Source organism: Helicobacter ibis, assembly GCF_027859255.1.
In the GTDB taxonomy this organism is placed as follows: domain Bacteria; phylum Campylobacterota; class Campylobacteria; order Campylobacterales; family Helicobacteraceae; genus Helicobacter_D; species Helicobacter_D ibis.
The window spans coordinates 183,958-208,239 of record NZ_JAQHXR010000001.1 but is presented as its reverse complement, the minus strand read 5'-3'; the positions used below and the strand labels follow the sequence as shown (position 1 = coordinate 208,239).

Below are 24,282 nucleotides of genomic sequence, written 5' to 3'. Positions count from 1 at the left end.
ATTAAAATTCTATCCTAAACTTCACAAACTCTTAATATAAAACAATATAATTTAACGAATTATTTTTAGGGAGGATTTTATGAAGACTTTTAGGAATATTCATATTTATCTTAGTTTATTTTTCTTACCACTTGCGTTAATGTATGCACTAACAGGAATATTATACATAAGTGGCATAGACCAAAATTATGGTGCTACAAAAAATACATACACCATGCACAATGCTACAAAAGGCAAAGAAATAGAAAGTATGCTAAAGTATTTTAAGGAAAACAACATAGCATTACCAAAAGTTGGAGAAATCAAAGAGAAAGAAGGAAAACTCATTGTTGGTAGTGCTCACTATTCTGCAACATTAGAAAAAAAAGCAGAAGATTCTTATAATATAACTACCATAGAGCGTTCATTTATAGGAAACTTAATAATGCTTCATAAAGCAAAGGCTAAATGGTATTTTGATGTTTTAGCAATAGGATTTGGAATAACCATGTTTTTGTTGTATTTCTCTGGAGTAATGATAACTTTAGTAAATATAAAGAAAAATAGAGAAAAGCAAATTCTAACAATAATAGCAGGTATTGTAATAAGCACAATAGTTGGTGGTTTAAGCGTCCTTATTGCTTAAACCAACTTTTAATTCTATCAAACAAGCCTTCAAAGCAGTTAATTGGCTTTGAATGCTCATAGCCAAAAGATTCATGCAATTCTTGCACTAGCTTTTGTTGATGCTCATTTAATTCTTGTGGGTATGTTATTTTTACAACTGCGATAAAATTCCCATATCTACCACTCTTTACACTCTTAATACCCTCTCCATGAAAAACAAATTGTTGCTTATCTTTCACGCCTTTTGGTATTTTTAATTCTAATTCTTTTCTTAATGCTGGAATCTTTATTGTCCCACCTAGCATAACAAGACTAAAAATAACTGGAACTTCCAAATAAACATCACTATGATGTCTTATAAAATGCTCATCTTCTTGCACTATTATTTCTAAGTATAAATCTCCTCTAGTTCCATCTGGCATTTGGTTACCACGCTTTGCCACTCTTATTTGATTTCCAGTATCTACACCTTCTGGGATTTGAACTTCAAAGCTATCTTTCTCTTCTTTATATCCCTTACCGCTACATTTTGGACATTTATCGGCTACTTTTGTGCCACTACCACCACATTTAGAACATGTTTGTGCAAATGTCATAAAGCTTTGTGTAAAAGTCTCTCTACCGCTTCCATTACAAGCCTTGCAAGTTTCTAGCTTCCCATCTTTTGCACCTGTTGCTTTACAAGATTCACATGCTACTTTATATTTTATATCTATTGTTTTTTTAACCCCAAAAATAGCTTCGCTAAATGGTAGATGAATCTCTAAGACTATATCGCTTGAATAACTATAGCTTTCTCTCTTTGTTCTTCTGCCAAAGTCTGCTCCAAAACCGCCAAAACCACCAAACACGGAATTAAAAATATCAAAAATATCTCCACCTTCAAAGCCTACGCCACTATTTTCTAAGCCTCTCTTGCCATATGTGTCATATATTTTTCTTTTTTGTGAATCACTTAATATTTGATATGCTTCATTGACTTGTTTAAATTTTTCTTCAGCCTCTTTATTGTCTGGATTCCTATCTGGGTGATATTTTAGAGCCATTTTTCTATATGCTTTTTTTACCTCATCACCACTAGCATTTCTAGAAATTTCTAGGACTTCATAATAATCAAATTCTTCCAAAAAAATCTCCTAATTATCTTTATAAACAAACTGCAAATTCTAGCTAATTTTATGTTAAACTTTCCAAAAAATTTAGGCTATAACTATAAATGAATTCATATCCTGAAAACTTTAAAAAACTAATAGAATCTTTAGAAAAATTACCAAGCATAGGAAGAAAATCAGCAATAAGACTTGCATATTTTCTAGCCTTTGAAGATAAATTTAGTGCGATAAACTTAGCACACAACATAGAAGAATGCGTCCAAGACTTGCAAGTGTGCGAAGAATGCTTTGGCGTTAGCGATTCTTATATATGTGATATTTGTAATGATGATTCAAGAAATAATGGAGAATTATGTATAGTAGCAAATGCAAAAGATATATTTTTATTAGAAGATAGTGGAGAATTTAGCGGAAAATACTTTGTAATATCAGACATCAAAGATACAAACATAAAGCAACTAGAAATAAAAATAACAAACAATAATATAAAAGAAATAATTTTTGCTCTAACCCCATCTTTAGGCAGTGATGGGATTATGTTGTTTTTAGAAGATAAACTATCTCACTTAGGGATTACATTTAGCAAAATAGCACAAGGAATCCCAACAGGAGTGAGCCTAGAAAATGTCGATCAGCTATCTCTTATACGCTCTTTACAAGCTAGGATAAAAGTATGATAGAAATAGCAAATAATCTGCATATATACATAGTAATAATAGGATTTGTGCTTTTCTTTAGCACATATGCAAGCAAAATATCAGATAAAATAGGAGTGCCTTTATTGCTTGTGTTTTTAGGCATAGGAATGCTTCTTGGTAGCGATGGCATAGGTGGCATAGAGTTTGACAATCCAACGCTAACGCAAATTATAAGCACTATTGCACTAATTTTTATATTATATTCTGGCGGATTATCAACAGCATTTAAAGATATAAAGCCGATTATATCACATGGAATTGCACTAGCTACAATAGGTGTTGTGCTAACCATGCTTGTTATGGCTTGTTTTATTTATCTATTGCTAGATTTTACATTTTTAGAATCCATGCTCTTAGGTGCTATTATATCTTCTACAGATGCTGCAGCAGTATTTATGATTCTAAGAAGCAAAACAATAAAACTAAAAAACAATATAGGAGAACTACTAGAGCTTGAATCTGGTAGCAATGATCCTATGGCGATATTCCTATCAATAGCAATTTTGCAATTAATTTTTATGCCAGATGAAAATACGATTGTAGATTGGATTATTTACTTTATCAAACAATTTGCAATAGGTGGAGCATTAGGAATCCTATGTGGATATTTATTCCCAAAGATATGCAACAAAATAAATCTCTCGCAAAGTGGCTTATATCCTCTAATAAGCATTAGTTGGGTTTTTATAATCTTTGGATTATCAGTTGCACTTGGTGGAAATGGATATTTAAGCATATATATAGCAGGTATCTTAACTAATAGCTATGAATTTCCTAACAAGCAAAACATCACTTCATTTCATGATTCCATTGCATGGCTAATGCAAGTTTTAGTATTTTTGTTGCTTGGATTATTGGTGTTCCCTTCAGATTTAAAGAGTGTAGCACTAGAGAGCTTGATATTAACCTTTATACTAATCGTATTTGCAAGACCATTTAGCATATTTGCAACACTAATAAAAAGCAAATACAACACAAAAGAAAAAATATATATTTCATGGGTTGGGCTTAGAGGAGCAGTGCCAATTATTCTGGCAACCTACCCATATACATATGGTTTGCAAAGTGCTCATAGTATGTTTAATATAGTATTTTTTATGGTGCTAATTTCAGTGTTAGTTCAAGGCATGAGTCTATCTTTTATGGCAAAAAAATTAAATTTAGTGGAATAATGGAATTATTTTTGCTAGTAGGAATCCAAACAAAATGAAAGGATTCGTTATTATGAAAAGGATATTATCTGCATTATTACTCTCTTGTATGCTTATTAGCACTTTATATGCTTACAATCAAGGTGCAAACTCATATAGCCCACTATATACTGATAGGAAGAATAAGCTAGTTGGTGTATATTCTATGGTTGGTAGAGTTAGTTCAGATTCTACTTTAAGCATAGAAGGCTTTGAATCTCAAAAGCACTCCTTAAAAGAAACTCCAATAGGTTTTGGTGTGCAAGTTGGTTATTTGCTTAGCGAAAATCATAGGCTTTTATTAAATTATGAGCAATTCTTAAAGAAGCATGGGTTCTCACATCAGCTCCTAACACTTGGCTATGCTATAACTCCACTAGTGCCAAACACACAAAATCTAAGATTGCTACTTGGTTTAAATGTAGGCGTTGTTATGGCAAGTTTTGATTCTGGTAGCTTTACTATTAATGATAGCTCTATGGGTGGGCTTGATTTTATGGGCACTACATATGGAGTAAAGGGAGGATTCTTATATAACACAGGTGCTGGTGAGATAGAATTTGGAATCCAAGCAAGAAAGCTAGATTTAGGTGTAGAGAGTGGAGAAATAGCAGTAAATAACGCTCCTACAAAATCATCACTAGATTTAAGCGATACTTCAAGCACAAATTTCTTTTTAGGATATAATTTCCTATTTTAATGGACTTTGGTCCATTGTAGGAAACAAAATGGAATACGACAAAATAAACATAAAAACACAACTTAACAAAACACAACTACACAAACTGCTAGAAGAACAATACAAAATATTTAACAACAAACATAGCATAAGCGAATCTCTGCCAGATCCTCTTGGAGTAGCAAGGGAATTTTCTAGCGATAAAGTTGCCCTATTTTGTGCATTGTTTGCATATGGTAATGTTAGAGCTATTTTAAAATTCCTAAAATCATCTCCACTAACAGAGCTACAAAACAACAAAATAGATAAAAATCAGCAATACAAAGTATATAGATTCCAAACTGCAAATGATGTAGAAATATTCATAAAAGCTCTTTGTAAAATAGATAATTTGCATGATATTTTTTATAAAGCATATAAAAAAGATTCAACTCTTAGCGGGATTAAAGCTATGCAAGAGGCAATATACAAAAATATAAGCATACAAAGTGATGGATTAAAATTTTTAATAGGAAATACGGATAGTAGCTCTCCACTAAAGAGATGGAATATGTTTTTAAGATGGTTAGTTAGAAATGATAATGTAGATTTAGGCAGATGGAGCGATGTAAAAAAGAGTGATTTAATATTACCACTTGATGTGCATACATTCAAAATTTCACAAAAATTAGGAATCTTAAAGAGAAAAACATATGATATAAAAGCAGCATTAGAAGCAACAAACACACTAAGAGAGTTTGATTCTAATGATCCAGTAAAATATGACTTTGCACTATATAGAATAGGACAGCTAGGACTTTTAGAATCCTAACTATTGCTTCATACCCAAAAGAGTGGTTATCATCTCATCAATAGCAGTTACCATTTTTGCGTTTGCACCATAACCACTTTGGAATCTAATCAAATTTACAAGCTCATCATCGATTGATACTTCAGATTCCATTTTATACTCATTTTGCACAGCTACATACACAGCTTGTTTGGTTTGCATAGTTGTTTGTGTAGCTTCAGTCTCTGATGCAACTCTTGATGCTATAAAATTAAAAAATCCACTAATAGTCTCTGAATATTCCTCTCCGCCATGTCCATTAAATGTGATTTTGTCGTATTGTAATTGTTGCATCATATTTGCAATATCAAAGTTACCACCAACTGGTTCTTTATAAGACCTAATTAATGTAGGATCACTCTTATAAGGCTCTGCTAACTCTATAGTCTGTGCATCTCTGCCACCTAAGAATCTATTCACGCCCAATGCACCGGCAAAATTTGTCCCTTTATCTTGTATTGATATATATAACTCCATGCTAGGATTCTTAGGTGATATTTCAAATTGTTTTGTATGATTGTTAAATGTCGCTACAAACATATCATCAAAGTCATTTGTCGCATCACCATCACCATTATCATCTACATTTGCATTTAGTTGAGCGATAACATCATTCATAGTGGTATCTATATCAATCTTTACCGTTCTAGTGCCCATTGCCTCGCCATCTTTGTTGTATATCACAACATCAAAAGAGCCTCTTTTTACATTATAACCACTATTAATTAGTGCATCACCTGCGTTTATAGTTAGCTGATCACTTTGAGCACCCGGTCTTGCACTTTGTGCATAAATATTATTTGTAGCTTCTATAAATCCATTTGCAAATGTATCAAGGTCATTAATATAATTTTGTAACTTACCAAGATTCCCATTACAACCAATCATTTCATCGCTTCGTATCAAATCCAAAATAGCACCTATCTTGCCACCTGTAAGATCATTTGTCAAATTAAACTCTTTATGATCCCCTCTTAGATACTTAATGGTATACATTCCATTTGGGCTTTGCGTATTATCTAGTGTTAATGGGTGAAATGTAGAACCATCAACCAATGCTCTACCACCAACTGTTAGCGTATAATCATCATCAAAATCTGCAATGCCCTTATCAGTAGCTGCACTACCTTCGATATTTTGTTTAAATACATCACAACCTATTAGATTATTTAATTCATACTCATATTGGTCTCTTAAATCACGCAAGTCATTAGCTTTTTTATTCATATCTTTGCGTTCATATTCTGCGATTTGCTTATTTATTGTTGCTATTTGCTCACCTAATCTATTTACCTCTTTTACCGCAACAGCCATTTCTTCATTTAGCTTTTTTTGCAAATCAACAAGTCTATTTCTAGTGTCCTGTATGTTTTGAGTTAGAGTATTTGTGTGTTCTGCTAATGTATTTTTTAACGCTGGATCACCTGATTTTGTAGCTAGTGATTTCCAAGCATTAAAGTAATTTTGTAAATCATTATACACACCAACACCATCAATTTCTGGATAAAAAGATGAAGCCTCTCTTAATGCCTTAAAACTAGTATCATAATAAGTCTTATCCATAGAGGCTTGTTTATATCTTGAATAAGTATATTCATTATGCACACGTTCTACAGTTACAATATCAAGTCCCTGTCCTAGTGCGTAGTTTTGCCTCCATAGCGGAGTTTCTGCTGCACTTCTTACTACTTGCCTTGAATAAAAACTATTATTAGCATTTGCAATATTATTACTCACCGTATCAACCATCACTTGATGACCGGTGATTCCTGTATATGGAGTATTTAAAGATGATAAGATTCCGCCCATGTTGCAACCTTACACTTCAGCTGCAAGTAAAGATGAGCTACCAAGATGACTTTTCTTATAGCCCCTCTCCTCTACTGGCACTATGTTTTTTAGCATAGAATCATATAGCTCAGAAACCGCTAATGACATTCTTCCAAAACGATAATTAAGTTGTTTTAATTCTGATAATCTATCATGTAATTCTGCAGTAAATTCACTAGCACCTTCGCCTAATAACTTTTGCTTATCTTCATATGTTAAATCCGCGATAGTAGCATTTGGATAGTATTGCTTTAGCTTATCTTCAATGCTCTTAGCATAGGCGTCTTTTTTTCTTATAAAGGAGGTTGTTAGCTCCTCTTTATGTTGGATTCTACTAAATATAGCATCATTGTTTGCTACTAAAATATCATCTATATCTTGTTGGGTTATAGCTATTAGAGCTTTTACATCCTCTAATGCATCTTGTAAGAGTTGCAAAGACATTGGAATAACTCCTATTTTTAAGGTTTTATTCCTTAGCTAAGCAAATCTTGTGCCATCTTTTCAGCACTCCCCCTTAAGTCAATTTTATAACTACCATCAGCTATTGCTTTTTTAATATCATCTACTCTTGAGCTACCCTTTGTGCTATCAGCCTTTTTTTCAGAATCTGATTGTTCAACCCTTCCATTTTGTTGAACATTATTCTTGTTATTAGCCTGATTTACAGCACTTGAGAAGCTAGAATTGCTCATCAAATTGCTAATCATAATCTATCTCCTTAATAAATTACTTAAACACTATATCGACATTTTTACAAAAAACTTAACTAAAAAGATTCTCTTACACTCTTTGAAACATCTTGTAAAAATTTTTCTGTATCGTTCTTTGGTTGTGGCGTGTATTTGCTTTGAGTGTGCAATGATACATTTGGACCACCTATCTTTATTGTATAAAGAATTACAAAAAGCATAAAATATACAAATAAACCAAATCCAATTGAAGGTACAAACCAATCTTTCACCACAAATCCTTAAGCAATTTACAAACAAATATATCACAAAAATACTTATCATAAATTTATATTTAGTCCTAAAACCACTTAATTTATGCTACAATTTAGGCTTTTATGTCCAAAATTATCTCAAGGCTTTTTGATATGAATAAATTTTTATCTTTTACATGCGGTATTTTAATGTCTCTGTTTTTTACAAATCAAACTCTATTTGCTGCCTCACTTAGTGAATCAAAATGGGAAAATGGACAAACACTACTTACATTTTTTGAAAAAAATAAAATTCCACAAAAGGTATATTACAATCTCCCAGTAGAAGATAAAGAATTAGCCGATGAAATAATGAGCGGACAGACATTCTACACACTACATGATGGTAACACACTAATCCAAGCACTAATACCAATAAACGAAGATTTGCAACTGCATATCTTTAAAAAAGGCGATACATATGGAATGCAGAGCATACCAGTAGCTCATTTTAGCGAGACTATGGAAGTATCATTGCCAATAGAATCTTCAGTCTATGAAGATATTACAAAATACACTGGAGATAATTTACTAGCGTCATATTTTATTTCAGGCTTTAGAAGTAGTGTTGATTTTAAAAGACAGATTCAAAAAGACAATAAAATAGCAATAATATATGAAAGAAAATACAGACTAGGCAAATATTATGGAAGTCCAAATATAAAAGCTGCAACAATTAACCTTAAAGATGAAAACAAATACATAATAAAGCACCAAGACGGCAACTTCTACGACCTAAAAGGAAATAGCCTAAGCAAATATCTACTAACCGTTCCACTAACATATAAACGAATTTCTTCTCACTTCTCATCTGGGAGAAAGCACCCAATACTAGGATACAAAAGACCGCACTTAGGCACTGACTATGCAGCCCCAAGACATACACCAATATATGCTGCAGGCAAAGGAAAAGTAATATTTGCAGGCAAAAAAGGCGGATATGGAAATACCGTAATAATCCAACATGATGATGGATACAGAACTCTATATGGACATATGCACAAAATAGATAAAAGCATAAAGACAGGAATGTATGTAGCACAAGGTAGAAAAATAGGAAGTGTCGGAAGCACAGGACTTAGCACAGGACCTCACTTGCACTTTGGATTATACAAAAATGGTAATGCAGTAAATCCTCAAAAATACTTAAAAATAGCCACCTCAAAACTAAAAGAAAAAGAAAAAGAAGAATTTTTAGTTATTGCAAATTCATATAAAAACAAACTTGATAGCAATATAGCTAATAACACAACAAGCGAAATCTTTAAAAGCAAAGATACATCATATGTGGTATATCTAAATCAAAACAATAGCTCAAATAGTATAAACTAAAATGAAACCAAAAAATATAACAGACATAAAGTTTGATAAATGCGAGGATTCTAAGTATATAAATCCAATAAGAATGATTTTCAAAGATAATGGCAAGAGAAGAGTATGGGATATTATAGAAGTCCATAATAGTGTTGCAACACTTCTATACCACAAAGATAAAGATTCATTTATTTTTGTAAAACAATTTAGACCTGCTGTGTATTTAAAAGAACACAAAGATTCTACGCACCAAGAATGCGGATATACATATGAGCTATGTGCTGGGCTAATGGATAAAGAAAAGTCAGCCAAACAAACCGCAAAAGAAGAAATCCTAGAAGAATGCGGATATGATGTAAAGCTAGATAACATAAATGAAATCACAGAATTTTACACTGCGGTTGGTTTTGCTGGAAGCAAACAGGTGCTATTTTATGCAATTATTGATGATAGCATGAAGGTTAATAATGGTGGCGGAATCGATGATGAAAATATAGAAATTATTTTTATAAAGAAGCAAGAAGTAAGAAATTTTATATTTGATAAATCATATCCTAAGACTTCTGGAGCGATGTTTGCTGTGCTATGGTTTTTGGAGAATGTAAAATGACTGAATTAAAAACATTAGTAAAAAAATTAGACGAGATAAAAGAAGTTTGGCAAATATATGAAATTTTTGAAAGTGAGAAAAAGAAATTCAACGAAGAATTTGAAAAACTAAAAGAAGACAAAGAGCAAATAATTGAAACATTTAACGAAATTTCTGCAAAAAATGCAATGTTACTTGCACAAAATAAAGAATTAGAAGAAAAAAACAAAGAACTAGAATCTCTAATTACACAAAAAGAAAATGATATAAATAATGCTCCAACACAACCAATAATCAAAGATCAAACAATAAATATCAAAGCACTAGAAAAAATCCAAAACAGCATACAAACAACACTAAATAGTATAAAAATAGAACTACCAGGCGAAATAATCGCAGAACAAAAACTAGAAATATCATATAAACAACACCAAAAGCTTCTAGCAAACCCTGCAAAACCTTATGTGAAGCTTGAATTAGCACAAAATTTATATGACCAACTAAAAATATTTCAGACAATGCTAAAAACTTTACAAAAAATTTCAGAATCTCTAAGAGAAGAAATTTCACAAATCAAAAATGTCTAAAAAAATCTTCATCTCTGCTATTGAATATTCAGCCAATATACACGCATTAAAACTAATACAATCACTAAAAGATTCAAACCTAGATTTTGAAATTTTCGGAATCTTTGATGAAAAAATAATAAACAAAAAAAGCCAATTCTCACCAAATGACTTTAGAATTATGGGTTTTAGTGGGATTATAAAGCTAATACCAAAATATTTTAAAATAAAAAACCAACTAACAAACCTAGCAACAAAGTGTGATGTCGCTATCTTTATAGATTCCTCATCATTTAATATACCTATTATAAAAAACATGCAAAATAAAACAAATACAAAAATAATATACTACATACTCCCACAAGTATGGGCGTGGAAAAGATATAGAGCAAAACTTTTAAGCAAACTATGTGATGAGCTATGGGGGATAATACCTTTTGAAAAAGACTATTATCCACAAGATTCAAACATATCCTATGTAGGACATCCTCTCTTAGATGAAATACCATACTCAAATACAAATAAACAAAATACAAACAAAATAGCTCTAATGCCCGGCTCACGCAAAGGAGAAATCAAAAACTTGTTTTCAATTTTTAAAGAAGTAAGCCAAAAGATTCCAAACAAAAAGTTTATACTAATTGCCCCAAAAAGCTTCCAAAATAGAGATTTAAACAAAATATATGGAGAAATAGACAATATAGAAATATCATTTGATCCATATACTGCATTAAAAGAATGTGAGTTTGCCTTTGTATGTAGCGGAACTGCAACGCTAGAGACGACACTTTTAGGGATTCCTACGATATTAGCATATAAGACTAGAGTGCTTGATTTTTTAATTGCCAGATCATTAGTAAAGCTCAAATTTGTAGGATTGGCAAATATTTTTTTAAGCTATAAATATCATAAAAGCATAAACAACACAAACATACAAGCACCAATACACCCTGAATTCTTGCAGTTTTTTGATGCACAATGCTTACTTGATGCTTATTATAATTTTGACTATGATAAATTTTTTAAAGAAAAAGAATCTTTAATTAGTTATTTAGAACATGGTAGTGCAAAAATATGCACAAATAAATTACAAAATTTTTATAAAAATAAGTAGTGTTTTAAATGTATATTAGTATAATTAATGAATCTTGCTATGGAGAATTATCGTGCAACCTATGACACAATATGGCTATGATAAGTTATTAGCCGAATTAAAAAATCTAAAAGAAATAGAAAGACCAAAAAACATTAGAGAAATAGATGAAGCTAGAGAACATGGAGATTTAAAAGAAAATGCTGAATATCATGCAGCAAGAGAGCGACAACTATTCTTAGACGCTAGAATTAACGAGTTAACACAACTAGTAGCAGAAGCTAGGGTAATAGATCCAAAAACAATATCACATGATAAAGTAGGCTTTGGCTCAACTATTATACTAGAAGACATGGACACAGAAGCAAAAGTTAGCTACACGATAGTAGGTGCTACTGAAAGCAACCCAGATAAAGGACTAATCTCATATCACTCACCACTAGCAAAACAACTAATAGGCAAAGTAGCCGGCGATGAGATAAGCGTTACTCTCCCAAAAGGCACAATAGACTATGAAATTATAGAAGTATGCTTTAGAGAAATAAACTTTTAAGGGATTGCATGGCTACAATAAAAATAAAGCAATTAGACAAAAACGCAACAATGCCAATCTATCAAAGCGAAGGTGCAGCGGGATTTGATTTGTGTTCTAGCGTTGATATTACAATAAAAGCAGGTAAATGGGCTTTAATAAAAACTGGACTGTCTTTTAGCTTTAGCAAAAAATATGAGGTTCAAATAAGACCTAGAAGCGGACTTGCACTAAAACATGGTATTACTATTCTTAATACTCCCGGCACAATAGATAGTGATTATCGTGGCGAGATTCAAGTAATTGCCATTAATTTAGGTGATGAAGACTTTGAAGTAAAAGCTGGTGATAGAATCGCACAAGCAGTCTTATGTAAAGTAAAAAGAGCAAAATTAAAAGAAACAAAATTTCTAAGCAGAACAAAGCGTGGTAGTGGTGGCTTTGGTAGCACAGGAATATAAGGAGAATAATTTGGACTTTAAAAAAGGTTTAGGATACATAAAAGAAGAAATAGATAGCAATGAAAAGATGTTAGAAGGTGTATTTAGGCTAGAGAGCATTTTAAAAAAATACAAAATGCCTCTAATAGCAATAATTGTGGCAACAATAGTATTTACGATAGGATATACTGCAAACTCATATTATAAAGAAAACAAACAGCAAGAACTATCTAGTTTATATACTTTAGCATTACAGGAAAACAAAGAAGCAATAGCAAAACTAGAAGAATCGAAAAGCAGTCTATATGATTTATATCTCTTTCAAAAAGCAGTAAAAGAAGGTGATACAGAGATATTAAATAAATTAAAAGATTCCAAAGTTGCTATATTGGCAAAATTTGCAGAATATCAAAGTGCAAGTCTAGACAAAAACAAAACAGAGCTAGAAAATAGTACCATTGACTTTGCAAAACTGCAATTAGCGCTACTAAATATACAAGAAAAAAATACAAATGAAGCAAAGACTATTCTAGAGCAAATACCAGATGATTCATTTGTGAAAGAAATTGCAAAAGAACTAGAACATTTAAGCATAAAAGGAGAAACAAATGCAACTAAGTAAAATCACATTAATAATCATGCTAGGTGCAATTTTAAGCGGTTGTGGTTCGAAGTTTTACTTTGAGCCAAAAGAAGAAGAAATAGCAGGTGAAGTAGCATATATGGGTAGTTTGCCTGATGATATTATTTCTGTTACAAGAAATGGTGCAACGCTTGATAATAGACAATTTATCACAAAATACTCACAAGTTCCAAATGTAGTATTACCAGAAGGTGCAAGGTATCTAAACCAATCAGAAGAATATTATATAGCAAGCACGGGTGATAATAAGCTATTTTTATTTCACAAAGATACTAGAAAGGCTTTATTTGTACATTTAGAAGGTAATCCCGTAAGTGCATCAATAGATAAGAATCTAATAGTAGCAATTTTTGATAACAACACATTTGTAATATATGATTTAGAACAAGAAAAAGTTATTTATAAACTAGATAGTGCCCCAGCACCTACAAACAACACTCTAATTGCTTCTCCATATTTCTTAGGAGACATTATAGTTGTGCCTACTTTAGATGGCAAGCTTGTAATAGTTGATAGAAACAAAATGCAAATAATAAGAAATATAGTTGTAAATGGTGAAAAACACTTCAATAATGTAATATTCCTAGAAGCTATAAACAATAGAATGGTAGCCGCTACTCCAAAGAGAGTAATATCTGTAAGTCCAACGGTTATTAATACATTTGATGCAAACTTAAAAGATGTTTTATTCTTTAGCGATAGAATCTTTTTATTCACTTCAGAAGGTGAGGTAATCCTAACCGATGTGGATTTAAATGAAATAAAAAGGTTAAAATTCCCGTTTGCTCACTTCACTGCTGCAAATCATGGACAACATATTATGGTTTTGGAGACTAGAGGATATTTAATTATCCTAGAAGATGATTTATCAGATTATAAAATATTAAAATTACCTGATGCCATAGATGTTCCTGTATTTTCTGGCACAGATAGAATCTTCGTTGGCGATCAAGTATTTGAAATCAAATAGGTTTAAAAATGATTCTATGCGATATTGGCAATTCATTTTTGCACTTTTATTATCGCGGTAGAATCTGGAAAGAATCAAAAGATAAGCTATCACAAAAAGACGCTAATGAAATTATAATTTTCATAAGCGTCAATGAGCAATCAACACAATCTCTCCTGCACTCACACCCTAGATGTTTTGACCTTACCCCACTTTTAAGCATTGATACTACATACAAGGGCTTAGGTATAGATAGAATTGCAGCATGCAATGCAATAAAAGATGGTGTAATAGTAGATGCAGGAAGTGCAATTACAATTGATATTATGCAAGATGGAATCCATCTTGGTGGCTATATAATGCCCGGTTTAGCACAATATAGAAAGCTATTTAGTGCCATTTCTGTGCTTGATTGCGATTTAAACTTAGCAATAGATTTGGATATGTTTCCACAAAACACTAGAGATGCAGTTAGCTTTGGGACACTAAAGTCAATAATATTAATGATAAAAAATACTTCCAAAAACAAAAAAATATACTTCACCGGTGGAGATGGCAAGTTTTTATCTAGATTCTTTAAAGATTGTATTTATGATGATTTATTAATTTTCAAAGGAATGCAAAACACAATCGAATCAAAAATAATAAACAAAGGTGTAACGCTATGATTAAAGTCGCACTCCCAAAAGGCAGGATAGGAACACAAGCTTTAGAAATTTTTGAATCTCTAACACAAGAAAAACTAGAATTTGAAGATAGAAAACTAATTTTACAAACAAAAAATTTCACATTTATGCTAATAAGAAACCAAGATATACCCATATATATAGAAAGACAAGTCGCAGATATAGGCATAGTTGGGCTAGATGTATTAGAAGAACAACAAAGACATATAATAAGACTGCTTGATTTGGAGTTTGGCAAATGCAAAATAATAATAGGTTCTCCAAAAGATTCAAAACTAGACTTCTCAAAGCCGAATCTAAAAATAGCCACAAAAATGGAAAATATAGCAAAATCATACTTTGCTAAAAAGGCACTAAGTGTTGATATTATCAAACTATATGGCTCTATTGAATTAGCACCACTTGTAAATTTAGCCGATGGAATCGTAGATATTGTTGAGACTGGTAGCACCATAGAGCAAAATAATCTAAAAATAGATGAAGTAATAATGGAGGTTAGCGCATATTTAGTAGCAAATGAAAATAGCTTTTATACAAAAAAGGACGAAATACTAAAAATACAAGAATTTTTCAAACCAAATTAATCTATCTCTTTTTTAATCCCGCTCCAAGTGCATTATCTAAAAGTGTAGCTCTATTTGGATTTTCTACTTTAAAATATCTTTCAACCTCTAAAATTAGCTTTGCATTTACATGCTTATGAGCACTCAAAACAACAACAAACTCCAAATCAAAATCGCTAATCTCACCCATATATCTATGATAGTGTGCTTTTGCAATTTTAGAATACTCCTCTAAGGCAGATAAGCTATTGTTAGAATCCTTTACTAACTCCAAAATCTCATGTGCTGAATAATCTTTTATAATTGTCTGTTTCTTAGAAGTTTTGGTATGCAAAAATGCAAAAACAAGCCAAACAAACAACAATAAAATAACAAATAAAATAATAAAAACTACCAAATAATCACCACTTTGCATACAAATATTATAGTTATTTTTTTATTTAATTACTATACTTTTGTAGCTATAATCAAAAAATACAATTAAGGAGATTCTATGAAAACAATGTTTGAACAAAAAGTGAAGGAAATACAAAACAAAAACGACTACAAAGCACCACTAGCCTTTGGTATATGCTATGCTGATGTTGGGATTTTAAGCAATAAAGTATTACAAGCTACATACCCTGTGCTAAACTGGGGAGAAAACTTCGGAAGCTATGCAATATTTTGGAATCTAAAAGATAAATGCGAAATATTAGAAAATAGTGATAGTGAGCTTGTATTTGGTATCACTGAAGAGTTTGTGCTTGAAGCGTTAGAGACTTTTGCACCATATATAAAAGAAACACAAGAAAATCCAAACTCACACAAAAATGTAGCTGTAATACTAGAGCTACAAAGAGCGTTAAACGATGGGAGATTATATACACAAACTGGAGATTTTAGATATAGATTTTGTGCAATATATAAAGATGAAGTGTGCAAAAGCGTAGAATCTGCATATATGAAGCTTCTAGCCCTATCTTTAGGTAAAGCTCCACTAAGAAGTCTGCAACTAGATGGAATCTTTGGGTTACTAAGCAATGTAGCATGGAGCGGAAACACACCATTTGAACTAGAATGGCTAAGAGAAAATGAAATCTCTCTAAAAATGCGTGGCGAATTTCCAATTATAGACTTTGTAGATAAATTCCCAAGATACCTAATGCAAGTAATCCCTCAATATGACAATATAAGGTTACTTGATACAGCAAAAACTCGCTTTGGTGCATATCTTGGAACTGGTGGTTATACACAAATGCCGGGTGCTAGTTATGTTAATTTCAACGCTGGTGCAATGGGTGCTTGTATGAATGAAGGAAGAATCTCATCTAGTGTAATTGTAGGTGAAGGCAGTGATGTAGGTGGAGGTGCTAGTATTTTAGGAGTGCTAAGCGGTGGTAATAATGATCCAATAAGCATAGGCAAAAATTGTCTTTTAGGCGTAAATAGCTCTACTGGAATTAGTCTAGGAGATGGTTGTATTATAGATGGAGGGATTGCAATACTAGCTGGGACAATATTTAAAATCACAAAAGAAGAAGCAGAAAAAATAAAAGAAATAAACCCAAACTTTGAGATAAAAGAAGAAGGAATCTATAAAGGAAGAGAATTATCAGGGAAAAATGGGATACACTTTAGATGTAATTCAAAAACAGGCGAAATGATAGCATTCCGCTCGAATCGCAAAATCGAGCTAAATGCAAATTTACACTAAAGAGTGATACTATCTTGGCTAAGGAGTGCTTCTAGTATATCCTTAGCATTACCAACCTCACCTACTTGCAATTTATCTCTAAGATTAAAAAAATCTAAACAGGTCCCACAAGAAAATATCTTAACTCCTATATTATGTAATTCTTTTAAAGAATAAATTGCATTTTCATTTGTAGTACTTAGAAATACAGCGCGATTTATGAGAAAAATATTACTTGGCACAATATCACACTCTTTAACATTGGATATTACACCAAGCAAAAGTTTCTCTCCTAATTCCCCTCTCTCTCCTATCACATCATCTTTTAATAGAATATTAGTATTTTTTCTTATTGATGTCATTTAAAATCTCCTGTGCTATATTATTAACTTCTTGAGCTACGCTACTAGTATCATTAGCAACAATTACATTATCTTGTGTTACAGATTCTAATTGAGCTACTGCTTCATTTATTTGAGTTACACCTTGAGTTTGTTCTCTTATAGATTCACTCATATCATTAATACCTTGCACTAATATATTTACATTAGCTTCTATTTCATTTAATGATTTACCTGTTCTTTCTGCTAACTTTCTTACTTCATCTGCAACAACTGCAAATCCTCTACCATGTTCTCCTGCTCTTGCAGCTTCTATTGCAGCATTAAGTGCTAGTAGATTTGTTTGATCTGCTATATCTTTAATTACACCTACTATGTTTTTAATATCTTCTGCTTGTCTTGTTACTTCAGATGTTTTATCTGATACATTTTGCATAGATGAGCTTATCTCTTCTATGGCAGCTGCTGATTGTTGTAAAGAACTTGCTTGAGATTGACTTCCTTCTGTTAGTCTTTGCATATAACCTTTCAGAATATCAGTTTTACTAGTCAAATCAATGGCATAACGATTACTAGATTTTAACATTGTTCTTATCTCTTTACCTAAGGTATTGGTTACCTGCTCAACCCTACCACTAGTATTCTTAACATCTGTAGTAAAATTGAGACTAGCATATGAATTAAAAACTCTATCAAGCTCATTTAAATCACTACCAACTTTCTTCTCCAAAGTTTCTAACAATTGATTTAAAACATCTTTTAATTCTCGTAGCTTTGGATTAAATGGTTCTGCTGTTATTCTTGCTGTTAAATCTCCACTTTCAACTATTTTTACACTATTAACGGATTCTACAACGGCTTGCCCATCTCTATCTAATGATTCTTGTGTTTTTTCTATATTTAGATTAATTTCCATAGCCATCTGACCTAGTTCATCTTGTGCCTTTGGCCTTAATGGCATAGGACATTTATCAGTTTCAAAATTCAAGCACTTAAAAAATCCTCGCAAATGAGATAATATATTTACAATTCTAGAAGATACATTTGCTTTTATATACCACAAAACATATAATACAATAATAAGGACGGTAACAATGCTACATATAGCAATCAACCTTTGCATATATTCGGCATTAGCATTTACAGAACTAACTGGTGCCAAAACAGCAGCAGTCCAATAAGAACCAGTACCATAGCCAACTTCAAAACTATACATACCAGCCAAAGTCCTTACATTTGCATAATTTGTATATTCAAATATACCTCTATATTGCTCTTTAGCTCTATTTGCTAATCCTTCAAGTTGTTGTTTGTCTCCTGGAATGTCAACAAGCTTTTTGCCCAAATATTCCGTATTGGGATGAGATGCTATAGTTTGATTTGCACTAAGCAAGAATCTATAATCCCCATCAAATACTGATCTATCACTATTGTTCAGAATTTTTCCTACTGTATCTAAATTCACCATCATGCCAACAGCACCAATCACTATACCATTCTTTTTTATAGGTATTGTAATTGTATTGATAAATTCATTTTTTCCAGTTAAATTAACGTAAAAAGGATTACCAACTGCGACTTTACCAGTATTTAATGCACGTTCGACGGTTGGTAACTTAACTACACTATCTGTTGCAGAACCAACCTTTAAACCACCCGCATTGGTAACATCTGTATCTTCTACAAGTATTAAAAACTCACCATTTGGAAGTCTATGCTTAGAATCTACTATTTTATCTCCAAACCAATCACTATCTTTAATATATACAAACGCATATATGCCATAATTACTAGAATCAAGAGTATTTTTGAGCTCATTTTCAAGAGTAGCTTGAGATCTAGCACCACTTTCTCTATCATTTATAATTTCCTCTAATGTCCCATTTACGGTTCTCACCGAAGTATATACTTCTCCATAGATCCCATTTACTATTTCTGATATTTCCCTACCAACAGAAAGAAGCAGACTATTATCAGTTCTTTTTTGTGTTTTTGAAACTTGTTGCAATATCAAAAAAGACATACAAAACATACATACAAGCAAAACGCAAGTGACATTAACTATAATCTTGGTACCAATACTAAGCCTAGACCAAAAACCCATAAATACTCCTTTTAAAATCTATAATATAATATATGAATCTAAAATTCTACCCCCCCCCCCACATTTTACTTAAAATAATTAATATTATTAATAAATTGATAAATCTAGTAATAAAAAGTATATAAAAGTAACACTTAATTGATATATTGCAATTCTATTGGTATTTGATAACGATATGCTAAAAATTTTCTAAATTTAATTGGTATGCGATTCTTTCTAAAATATTCTTTTTGCTGCTTGGTAAAAACAACCTTTTTAGATACTTGTCTAAAAACATATATTCTATTGTGAAACTTTTCTACAACTATTTTATCGCCAAACACTAGTGAAAAGTGATCCAAATATATATATTTATTTAACTCTATTTTTTGCTTTTTAGATAATACATAGTGCAGACACTTAGAAAACTTATCAATGTATAAAAAATCCAAATCGCATGACGAAAAAATATAGTATTCTCTAACATCATCATAAACATCAATTTCATTATATATTTTCATATTATTTTCTTGCAACAAAGAAAGAGAAAATTTAATACCATCTTTAAACTCTTTTAAAAATATGTTTGAAAACTTACTCCTAAAGTAATTTCTCTTAAATTTAAAATCATTATTACTAAAGTCATAAAAATAAAAAATATCCCTATCTTCCAAAAAGCCTTTCAAAGATTCCCTATCTACACTAAGCAAAGGACGCAAGATACTATATGTTTTATTTTGAATCTTTCTTTGTGTCTTTGGCATTATGATCATATTAGAAACGCTAGTGCCTTTGCTAAACTGCATTAAAAACCATTCTAAAGAATCATTTAACTGATGAGCTAGGATTAAATTTGTATAATCATGCTCTAAAATAATAGACTGGAAAAACAAATACCGAATCTCCCTTGCTCTATGCTCAAAGTTAGAAGAAATAGCACTAGATTCATAAACAAAGCACTTTTTATTATCATAAAATGCCAAAGACTTAGCACGAGATACCTCTAATTTACTTTGTTTCCTTATATCATAATCCACAATAGCAATATCAAAGCTAATATCATAAAGCTTCAACAAAAAATACAAAGCAGTAGAATCAACTCCAGCAGAAAAAGCCAAGAGATTCTTCCCGTCTCTTAGCTCATCTAAAAATTTAAGCTCTATCAATAATGCAACCTATAAGATTTTCACCAGCAATCTCTGTTAGCTTCACTTTATAGAATCCAGCTTCAATTGACTTTATTAGACTATCATTTATAAGAATCTCTCCATCAACTTGTGGTGCATACCTTACATCTCTAGCAGAGTAGAAAAACTCATGCTCACTAGATTCTCCTTCAACTATTGCAACAATCTCCTCTCCTACCAAACTTTTTAATGAATCTTTATATTGTTTTAAAAAAATTTTGTTTATTTCTTTAAGCCTTGCATTTACTATTTTTTGCGGTATTTGCTCCATCATAGCACTCTTAGTTCCCTCTTCGCTAGAAAACGCAAAAAAATTAATCCTATCAAAATGAAAATTATCAACAAAACTACATAATTCTCTAAAGTCTTCTTCACTCTCTCCAGGATGCCCTAATATAAAGCTAGTTCTAAGAAAGCTATTTTTAGCACTCTTCATCATTCTTAAAAGCTCGATAAAATCTCCACTTCTAGCCATTTTTGATAGCACATTTTTACTTACATGTTGCAAAGGCATATCAAAATAATTATGAAACACTTTAGAATCTATTATTTTTTGAATCAACTTCTTAGAAGTAGTAGATGGATATAAATATAAGATTCTGCAACTTCGAATCTCCAACCCACTCTGAACTAGTCCCTCTACTCCATCTATTAGATCAACTAAACCATCTTTAATCCCTAAATCACGCAAATAAGAACTAGAATCTTGAGAAATAAATGTAAAATCCCTAAAGCCCATTTTTGATAAATTTGACACTTCTTTTAGCGTGGATTCTAATGTGCGTGAGTGCAATTTGCCCTTAAAACTAGGTATGGCACAGAAGCTACATTTTTGATTACAACCCTCTGATAACTTGATATAAGCATGAATCCTAGAACCACTAATAACTCGTCTATTATTTCCACTTGCTAAAAATACCTCTGAAGATACAGAAAGGATTTTCTCCCCTCTTTTTGTCCTCTCAATCATGGAATCTATCTTATCATAATCCCCAACACCAGTTATTATATCAAGCTCTGGTATTTCCTTTTGCAACTCTTTAGCATATCTTTGCGTTAAACAACCACTAGCTACAATAATTGAATCTTTTTTCTTGTTTTCTATTGCTTCTAGTATTGTTTGTATGCTTTCTTTTTTAGCAGCCTCGATAAAACCACAGGTATTTACTATAACAACATCAGCCTCTGTTATATCATCTGTATGTTCATACTCTGCTAATTTACCTAGCATAACCTCGCTATCTACCAAGTTCTTTGTGCAACCAAGCGATATTAAATGTAATTTTTTACTCATTATAAACCTTGAATCTTTTTTAGTGCATTTTTAACCATAGTCCCTACTTCACCGACTTCCAAGCCCTTTATAGCCTTATTTATCACATCTCCTTTGTATCCTAGAGATTCTAATGCCATTATTACTTGAGTTAGATTTGAATCATCACTAGTAGCACAATCACTAGCTAACTCCAAAGACCAACCAGATAAATCAACTAAGATTCTACCTGCACTCTTAGGACCAATGCCCGGCACTCTTTGCATTGATTTTATATCATTATTAGATACTACATTTGCAAAGCTACTTGGAGTATAAGTAGATAAAATAGCCATAGCAACCTTAGGTCCTACGCCATTTATTTTTATTAAAGTATCAAATAATCTTTTTTCACTAGATTCTAAAAATCCATATAAAGTTTGTGCATCTTCTCTTATTATATGTGTGGTAAGTAGCGTTATTGTATCTCCAACCTTGCTTTGTATTTTATTGCTTGTATTTAACGATACAAACACCTCATAGACTACACCACTGCAGTTTAGTGCTATTTTTGTTGGTTCTTTATAAAATATCTCTCCAACTAACGCAATAATCATAATAATCCTTTAATTAATATCTATCATCTCTAATGTTGAAGCCTCTTTATTGTAGATAACTTTTGGCTTGTTAGATTTGTGTGGAATTACCATTAACTCCTTATGCTCAGGGAAGTTAAAAATAAACCTAACTTCATTGTATCCAACCCAACCACTAAGCACCTCAACATAAGAATAGAATATTTCTTTATCTATATTTGATAATTGTGCAGTTGAAGTTTTATATAAATTATTTAAAATCTCTAACTTCTGCTTTCTTTCCTTTAAGCTTACTACCATATTGTGATATTCTTCAAACTTATTCAACAAATATGAAGGTGGCTTTTTATTAGCATTTTTATATTGTATTAGAGAGTTTCGCGTTTTTTTGGCTACATCATCTAACTTTTTTAACTCCAATGTTTTTATTTTGATCTCTTTAATCAATATTTTAGATTCTGAAATTGCATAATTTCTATCGCTTATGAGTTTATGATAGTTTTCGTCTTTTTCTGGACTGGAAAATGCTGATATAAAAAACTTATTCTCTCCTTTAACCATATTTATTACTTCTATTTTTTTAGTGGCATGCAAAAATGCATTAGAGTGTAATGTATTAATCTTTATCTCATTTGCATATATTTTACCACCATATACATTATTAACCTCAACTACATTGCCTCTTATTATACCTGCCTCTAGCGTATCTACCTTTATTGTATCGCCAATGGCAAGTCCTTTATGAGTTGCTATATTTATATTTCTTGCACTAACTTGTGAATCTTGGTGCGTAAATCCTTCTATATTTGCTTCCCTTGCTCTTATTTTTGCACCACTTGCTACATTTCCTTGTATATTAACCCTTGAGGCTTGTATTTGTGAGCCTTGACCTAGTGCTTCTTTTAGCAAATCTGCTTCAGTTATATTTATAGTTGTGCCACTATCTATATCACCTATTACATCACCGGTTGTCTTTAAGCTAACCACACCAGTATCAACTGCATTATCAATCCAAAAATAATCTTCTTTAAAGTTTAAAACTCCGCCAATTGCAGCTAAATATAAAATCTCATAAGGATTATCAACAACTTTTATTGTATTTTCATCATATCTTATTGTTGGTGTGTGGTCATGTATGGTATCTGGTAAATCAGGGATTATGTATTGTCCTTTTAGATTCCTACCGGGTTTTCCTTGAGATGGCTTTTTGTAGACACATATTAAGTCATTTATTTTTAGAGTATAGAATTTACCTTTTATATCTTTTGGCACTTTATATTGTATTTGACTATTTGTTGTTGGGACTAAATTTACTCCACATGATAGAATATATTTTACTTCCTTAGTTAGTGGATAATTAAGAGATTCCAAAAACTCTAGCAAATACTTTTTTTCTTCTTCTTCATTTACTATTATTATTTTATTTAGCATTTTTATTTTGCGTATTTCATCATATACACTATCAAAATCATTTAACACAAAACCAGATTCAAAAATCACATATGCTTGTGAGAACACCTTGTCAGCTTGGAAATAAAATGGATTTTTTTTTCTTGTTTGTTTTTTTATTACATCTATGCTATATCTTTGAATAAATGTATATCTAGTATCAAGTATATTATCTCTATTTAGTAAAAAAAATTCAACTTCACCCTTAGGAATTAGCTCTACCACATTATCATAATTATTTTTTACATATGTTGTTATTTCTTTTAGCCTAAAATCAAGACTTGATGAATCTATAGAATATATTGAAGCAACTTGCTTTATGGCTATTTTAATATCTTCACATTCATTTACAAAATATGATTCAAAACCTTTTTTAGTTTCACTACCAAACATAC

General features: G+C 31.5%; 28 protein-coding genes. 16 read left to right on the top strand and 12 right to left on the bottom strand.

Annotated elements, in window-relative coordinates; translation table 11 throughout:
* Window positions 1-79 precede the first annotated feature (79 nt).
* A complete protein-coding gene (locus tag PF021_RS01215; RefSeq protein WP_271020584.1) occupies window positions 80-625 on the top strand; it encodes a hypothetical protein in 546 nt (181 codons plus the stop codon).
* Here the strand turns inward: PF021_RS01215 and dnaJ are convergent.
* Window positions 615-1,733, bottom strand: coding sequence for a molecular chaperone DnaJ (gene dnaJ / locus PF021_RS01210; RefSeq protein ID WP_271020583.1), 1,119 nt, complete (start codon window positions 1,731-1,733; stop codon window positions 615-617). The genes PF021_RS01215 and dnaJ overlap by 11 nt on opposite strands.
* 89 nt (window positions 1,734-1,822) lie before the next feature.
* Here dnaJ and recR point away from each other — a divergent pair, with 89 nt between their 5' ends.
* The 4 genes from recR to PF021_RS01190 are packed head-to-tail and all read left to right on the top strand — an operon-like array spanning window position 1,823 to window position 5,096.
* Complete coding sequence (gene recR / locus PF021_RS01205; protein WP_271020582.1) at window positions 1,823-2,395, top strand: recombination mediator RecR; 573 nt, start codon at window positions 1,823-1,825, stop codon at window positions 2,393-2,395.
* Window positions 2,392-3,588, top strand: a complete 1,197-nt coding sequence (locus PF021_RS01200) for a potassium/proton antiporter (RefSeq protein ID WP_271020581.1) — start codon at window positions 2,392-2,394, stop codon at window positions 3,586-3,588. The genes recR and PF021_RS01200 overlap by 4 nt, the downstream gene beginning before the upstream one ends.
* Window positions 3,589-3,640: 52 nt before the next feature.
* Entirely contained in the window at window positions 3,641-4,306 is a 666-nt protein-coding gene (locus PF021_RS01195; protein WP_271020580.1) for a hypothetical protein, read from the top strand.
* Between the two features lie 28 nt (window positions 4,307-4,334).
* Window positions 4,335-5,096 carry a TIGR02757 family protein gene (locus tag PF021_RS01190; RefSeq protein ID WP_271020579.1) on the top strand — a complete coding sequence of 254 codons (762 nt, stop codon included), beginning with the start codon at window positions 4,335-4,337 and terminating at the stop codon, window positions 5,094-5,096.
* On the opposite strand, the gene flgK is transcribed toward PF021_RS01190, so the two are convergent.
* From flgK to PF021_RS01170, 4 genes are read right to left on the bottom strand one after another with little or no spacing between them, the layout of a single operon-like run.
* Window positions 5,097-6,923 (bottom strand): flagellar hook-associated protein FlgK, encoded by a 1,827-nt coding sequence (gene flgK / locus PF021_RS01185; protein WP_271020578.1) that lies wholly within the window; start codon window positions 6,921-6,923, stop codon window positions 5,097-5,099.
* 9 nt (window positions 6,924-6,932) lie between these two features.
* Complete coding sequence (locus PF021_RS01180) at window positions 6,933-7,388, bottom strand: hypothetical protein (RefSeq protein ID WP_271020577.1); 456 nt, start codon at window positions 7,386-7,388, stop codon at window positions 6,933-6,935.
* Between the two features lie 32 nt (window positions 7,389-7,420).
* A complete protein-coding gene (locus tag PF021_RS01175) occupies window positions 7,421-7,654 on the bottom strand; it encodes a flagellar biosynthesis anti-sigma factor FlgM (protein ID WP_271020576.1) in 234 nt (77 codons plus the stop codon).
* A 59-nt stretch (window positions 7,655-7,713) separates the two neighbouring features.
* The gene (locus tag PF021_RS01170) at window positions 7,714-7,908 is read right to left on the bottom strand and encodes a hypothetical protein (RefSeq protein WP_271020575.1); all 195 of its coding nucleotides are present in this window, start codon (window positions 7,906-7,908) and stop codon (window positions 7,714-7,716) included.
* Between the two features lie 135 nt (window positions 7,909-8,043).
* On the opposite strand from PF021_RS01170, the gene PF021_RS01165 reads away from it, so the two are divergent.
* From PF021_RS01165 to hisG, 10 genes are all read left to right on the top strand, one after another.
* Entirely contained in the window at window positions 8,044-9,261 is a 1,218-nt protein-coding gene (locus tag PF021_RS01165; protein WP_271020574.1) for a peptidoglycan DD-metalloendopeptidase family protein, read from the top strand.
* A 1-nt stretch (window position 9,262) separates the two neighbouring features.
* Entirely contained in the window at window positions 9,263-9,853 is a 591-nt protein-coding gene (locus PF021_RS01160) for an NUDIX domain-containing protein (protein WP_271020573.1), read from the top strand.
* Window positions 9,850-10,419 (top strand): hypothetical protein, encoded by a 570-nt coding sequence (locus PF021_RS01155; RefSeq protein ID WP_271020572.1) that lies wholly within the window; start codon window positions 9,850-9,852, stop codon window positions 10,417-10,419. The genes PF021_RS01160 and PF021_RS01155 overlap by 4 nt, the downstream gene beginning before the upstream one ends.
* Entirely contained in the window at window positions 10,412-11,512 is a 1,101-nt protein-coding gene (gene lpxB / locus PF021_RS01150; RefSeq protein WP_271020571.1) for a lipid-A-disaccharide synthase, read from the top strand. Before PF021_RS01155 ends, lpxB begins: the two co-directional genes overlap by 8 nt.
* A gap of 61 nt (window positions 11,513-11,573) precedes the next feature.
* Complete coding sequence (greA, locus tag PF021_RS01145) at window positions 11,574-12,044, top strand: transcription elongation factor GreA (RefSeq protein WP_271020987.1); 471 nt, start codon at window positions 11,574-11,576, stop codon at window positions 12,042-12,044.
* An 8-nt stretch (window positions 12,045-12,052) separates the two neighbouring features.
* Window positions 12,053-12,484 (top strand): dUTP diphosphatase, encoded by a 432-nt coding sequence (gene dut, locus PF021_RS01140; protein WP_271020570.1) that lies wholly within the window; start codon window positions 12,053-12,055, stop codon window positions 12,482-12,484.
* Window positions 12,485-12,494: 10 nt separating this feature from the next.
* Window positions 12,495-13,085, top strand: a complete 591-nt coding sequence (locus PF021_RS01135) for a tetratricopeptide repeat protein (RefSeq protein WP_271020569.1) — start codon at window positions 12,495-12,497, stop codon at window positions 13,083-13,085.
* Window positions 13,072-14,076, top strand: a complete 1,005-nt coding sequence (locus PF021_RS01130) for a hypothetical protein (RefSeq protein WP_271020568.1) — start codon at window positions 13,072-13,074, stop codon at window positions 14,074-14,076. Before PF021_RS01135 ends, PF021_RS01130 begins: the two co-directional genes overlap by 14 nt.
* A gap of 8 nt (window positions 14,077-14,084) precedes the next feature.
* Window positions 14,085-14,723 (top strand): type III pantothenate kinase, encoded by a 639-nt coding sequence (locus PF021_RS01125; protein WP_271020567.1) that lies wholly within the window; start codon window positions 14,085-14,087, stop codon window positions 14,721-14,723.
* A complete protein-coding gene (hisG, locus tag PF021_RS01120; protein ID WP_271020566.1) occupies window positions 14,720-15,325 on the top strand; it encodes an ATP phosphoribosyltransferase in 606 nt (201 codons plus the stop codon). Before PF021_RS01125 ends, hisG begins: the two co-directional genes overlap by 4 nt.
* Window position 15,326: 1 nt before the next feature.
* Here hisG and PF021_RS01115 read toward each other — a convergent pair whose 3' ends face one another.
* Window positions 15,327-15,701: a hypothetical protein gene (locus PF021_RS01115; RefSeq protein WP_271020565.1), complete on the bottom strand. Its 375-nt coding sequence runs from the start codon at window positions 15,699-15,701 to the stop codon at window positions 15,327-15,329.
* 96 nt (window positions 15,702-15,797) lie between these two features.
* On the opposite strand from PF021_RS01115, the gene PF021_RS01110 reads away from it, so the two are divergent.
* Window positions 15,798-17,000: a 2,3,4,5-tetrahydropyridine-2,6-carboxylate N-succinyltransferase gene (locus PF021_RS01110; RefSeq protein WP_271020564.1), complete on the top strand. Its 1,203-nt coding sequence runs from the start codon at window positions 15,798-15,800 to the stop codon at window positions 16,998-17,000.
* Here the strand turns inward: PF021_RS01110 and yedF are convergent.
* The 6 genes from yedF to PF021_RS01080 all read right to left on the bottom strand — a co-directional run bounded on the left by yedF (window position 16,997) and on the right by PF021_RS01080 (window position 24,280).
* Complete coding sequence (gene yedF, locus PF021_RS01105; RefSeq protein ID WP_271020563.1) at window positions 16,997-17,341, bottom strand: sulfurtransferase-like selenium metabolism protein YedF; 345 nt, start codon at window positions 17,339-17,341, stop codon at window positions 16,997-16,999. The genes PF021_RS01110 and yedF overlap by 4 nt on opposite strands.
* Window positions 17,316-19,424 (bottom strand): methyl-accepting chemotaxis protein, encoded by a 2,109-nt coding sequence (locus tag PF021_RS01100; protein ID WP_271020562.1) that lies wholly within the window; start codon window positions 19,422-19,424, stop codon window positions 17,316-17,318. The genes yedF and PF021_RS01100 overlap by 26 nt, the downstream gene beginning before the upstream one ends.
* Before the next feature lie 134 nt (window positions 19,425-19,558).
* Entirely contained in the window at window positions 19,559-20,569 is a 1,011-nt protein-coding gene (gene tilS, locus PF021_RS01095; RefSeq protein ID WP_271020561.1) for a tRNA lysidine(34) synthetase TilS, read from the bottom strand.
* Window positions 20,556-21,884, bottom strand: coding sequence for a 30S ribosomal protein S12 methylthiotransferase RimO (rimO, locus tag PF021_RS01090; protein WP_271020560.1), 1,329 nt, complete (start codon window positions 21,882-21,884; stop codon window positions 20,556-20,558). The genes tilS and rimO overlap by 14 nt, the downstream gene beginning before the upstream one ends.
* On the bottom strand, window positions 21,884-22,459 hold the full coding sequence (gene ruvA / locus PF021_RS01085) for a Holliday junction branch migration protein RuvA (protein WP_271020559.1): 576 nt from the start codon (window positions 22,457-22,459) through the stop codon (window positions 21,884-21,886). Before ruvA ends, rimO begins: the two co-directional genes overlap by 1 nt.
* 9 nt (window positions 22,460-22,468) lie before the next feature.
* The gene (locus PF021_RS01080) at window positions 22,469-24,280 is read right to left on the bottom strand and encodes a FapA family protein (RefSeq protein WP_271020558.1); all 1,812 of its coding nucleotides are present in this window, start codon (window positions 24,278-24,280) and stop codon (window positions 22,469-22,471) included.
* Between the last annotated feature and the right edge of the window lie 2 nt (window positions 24,281-24,282).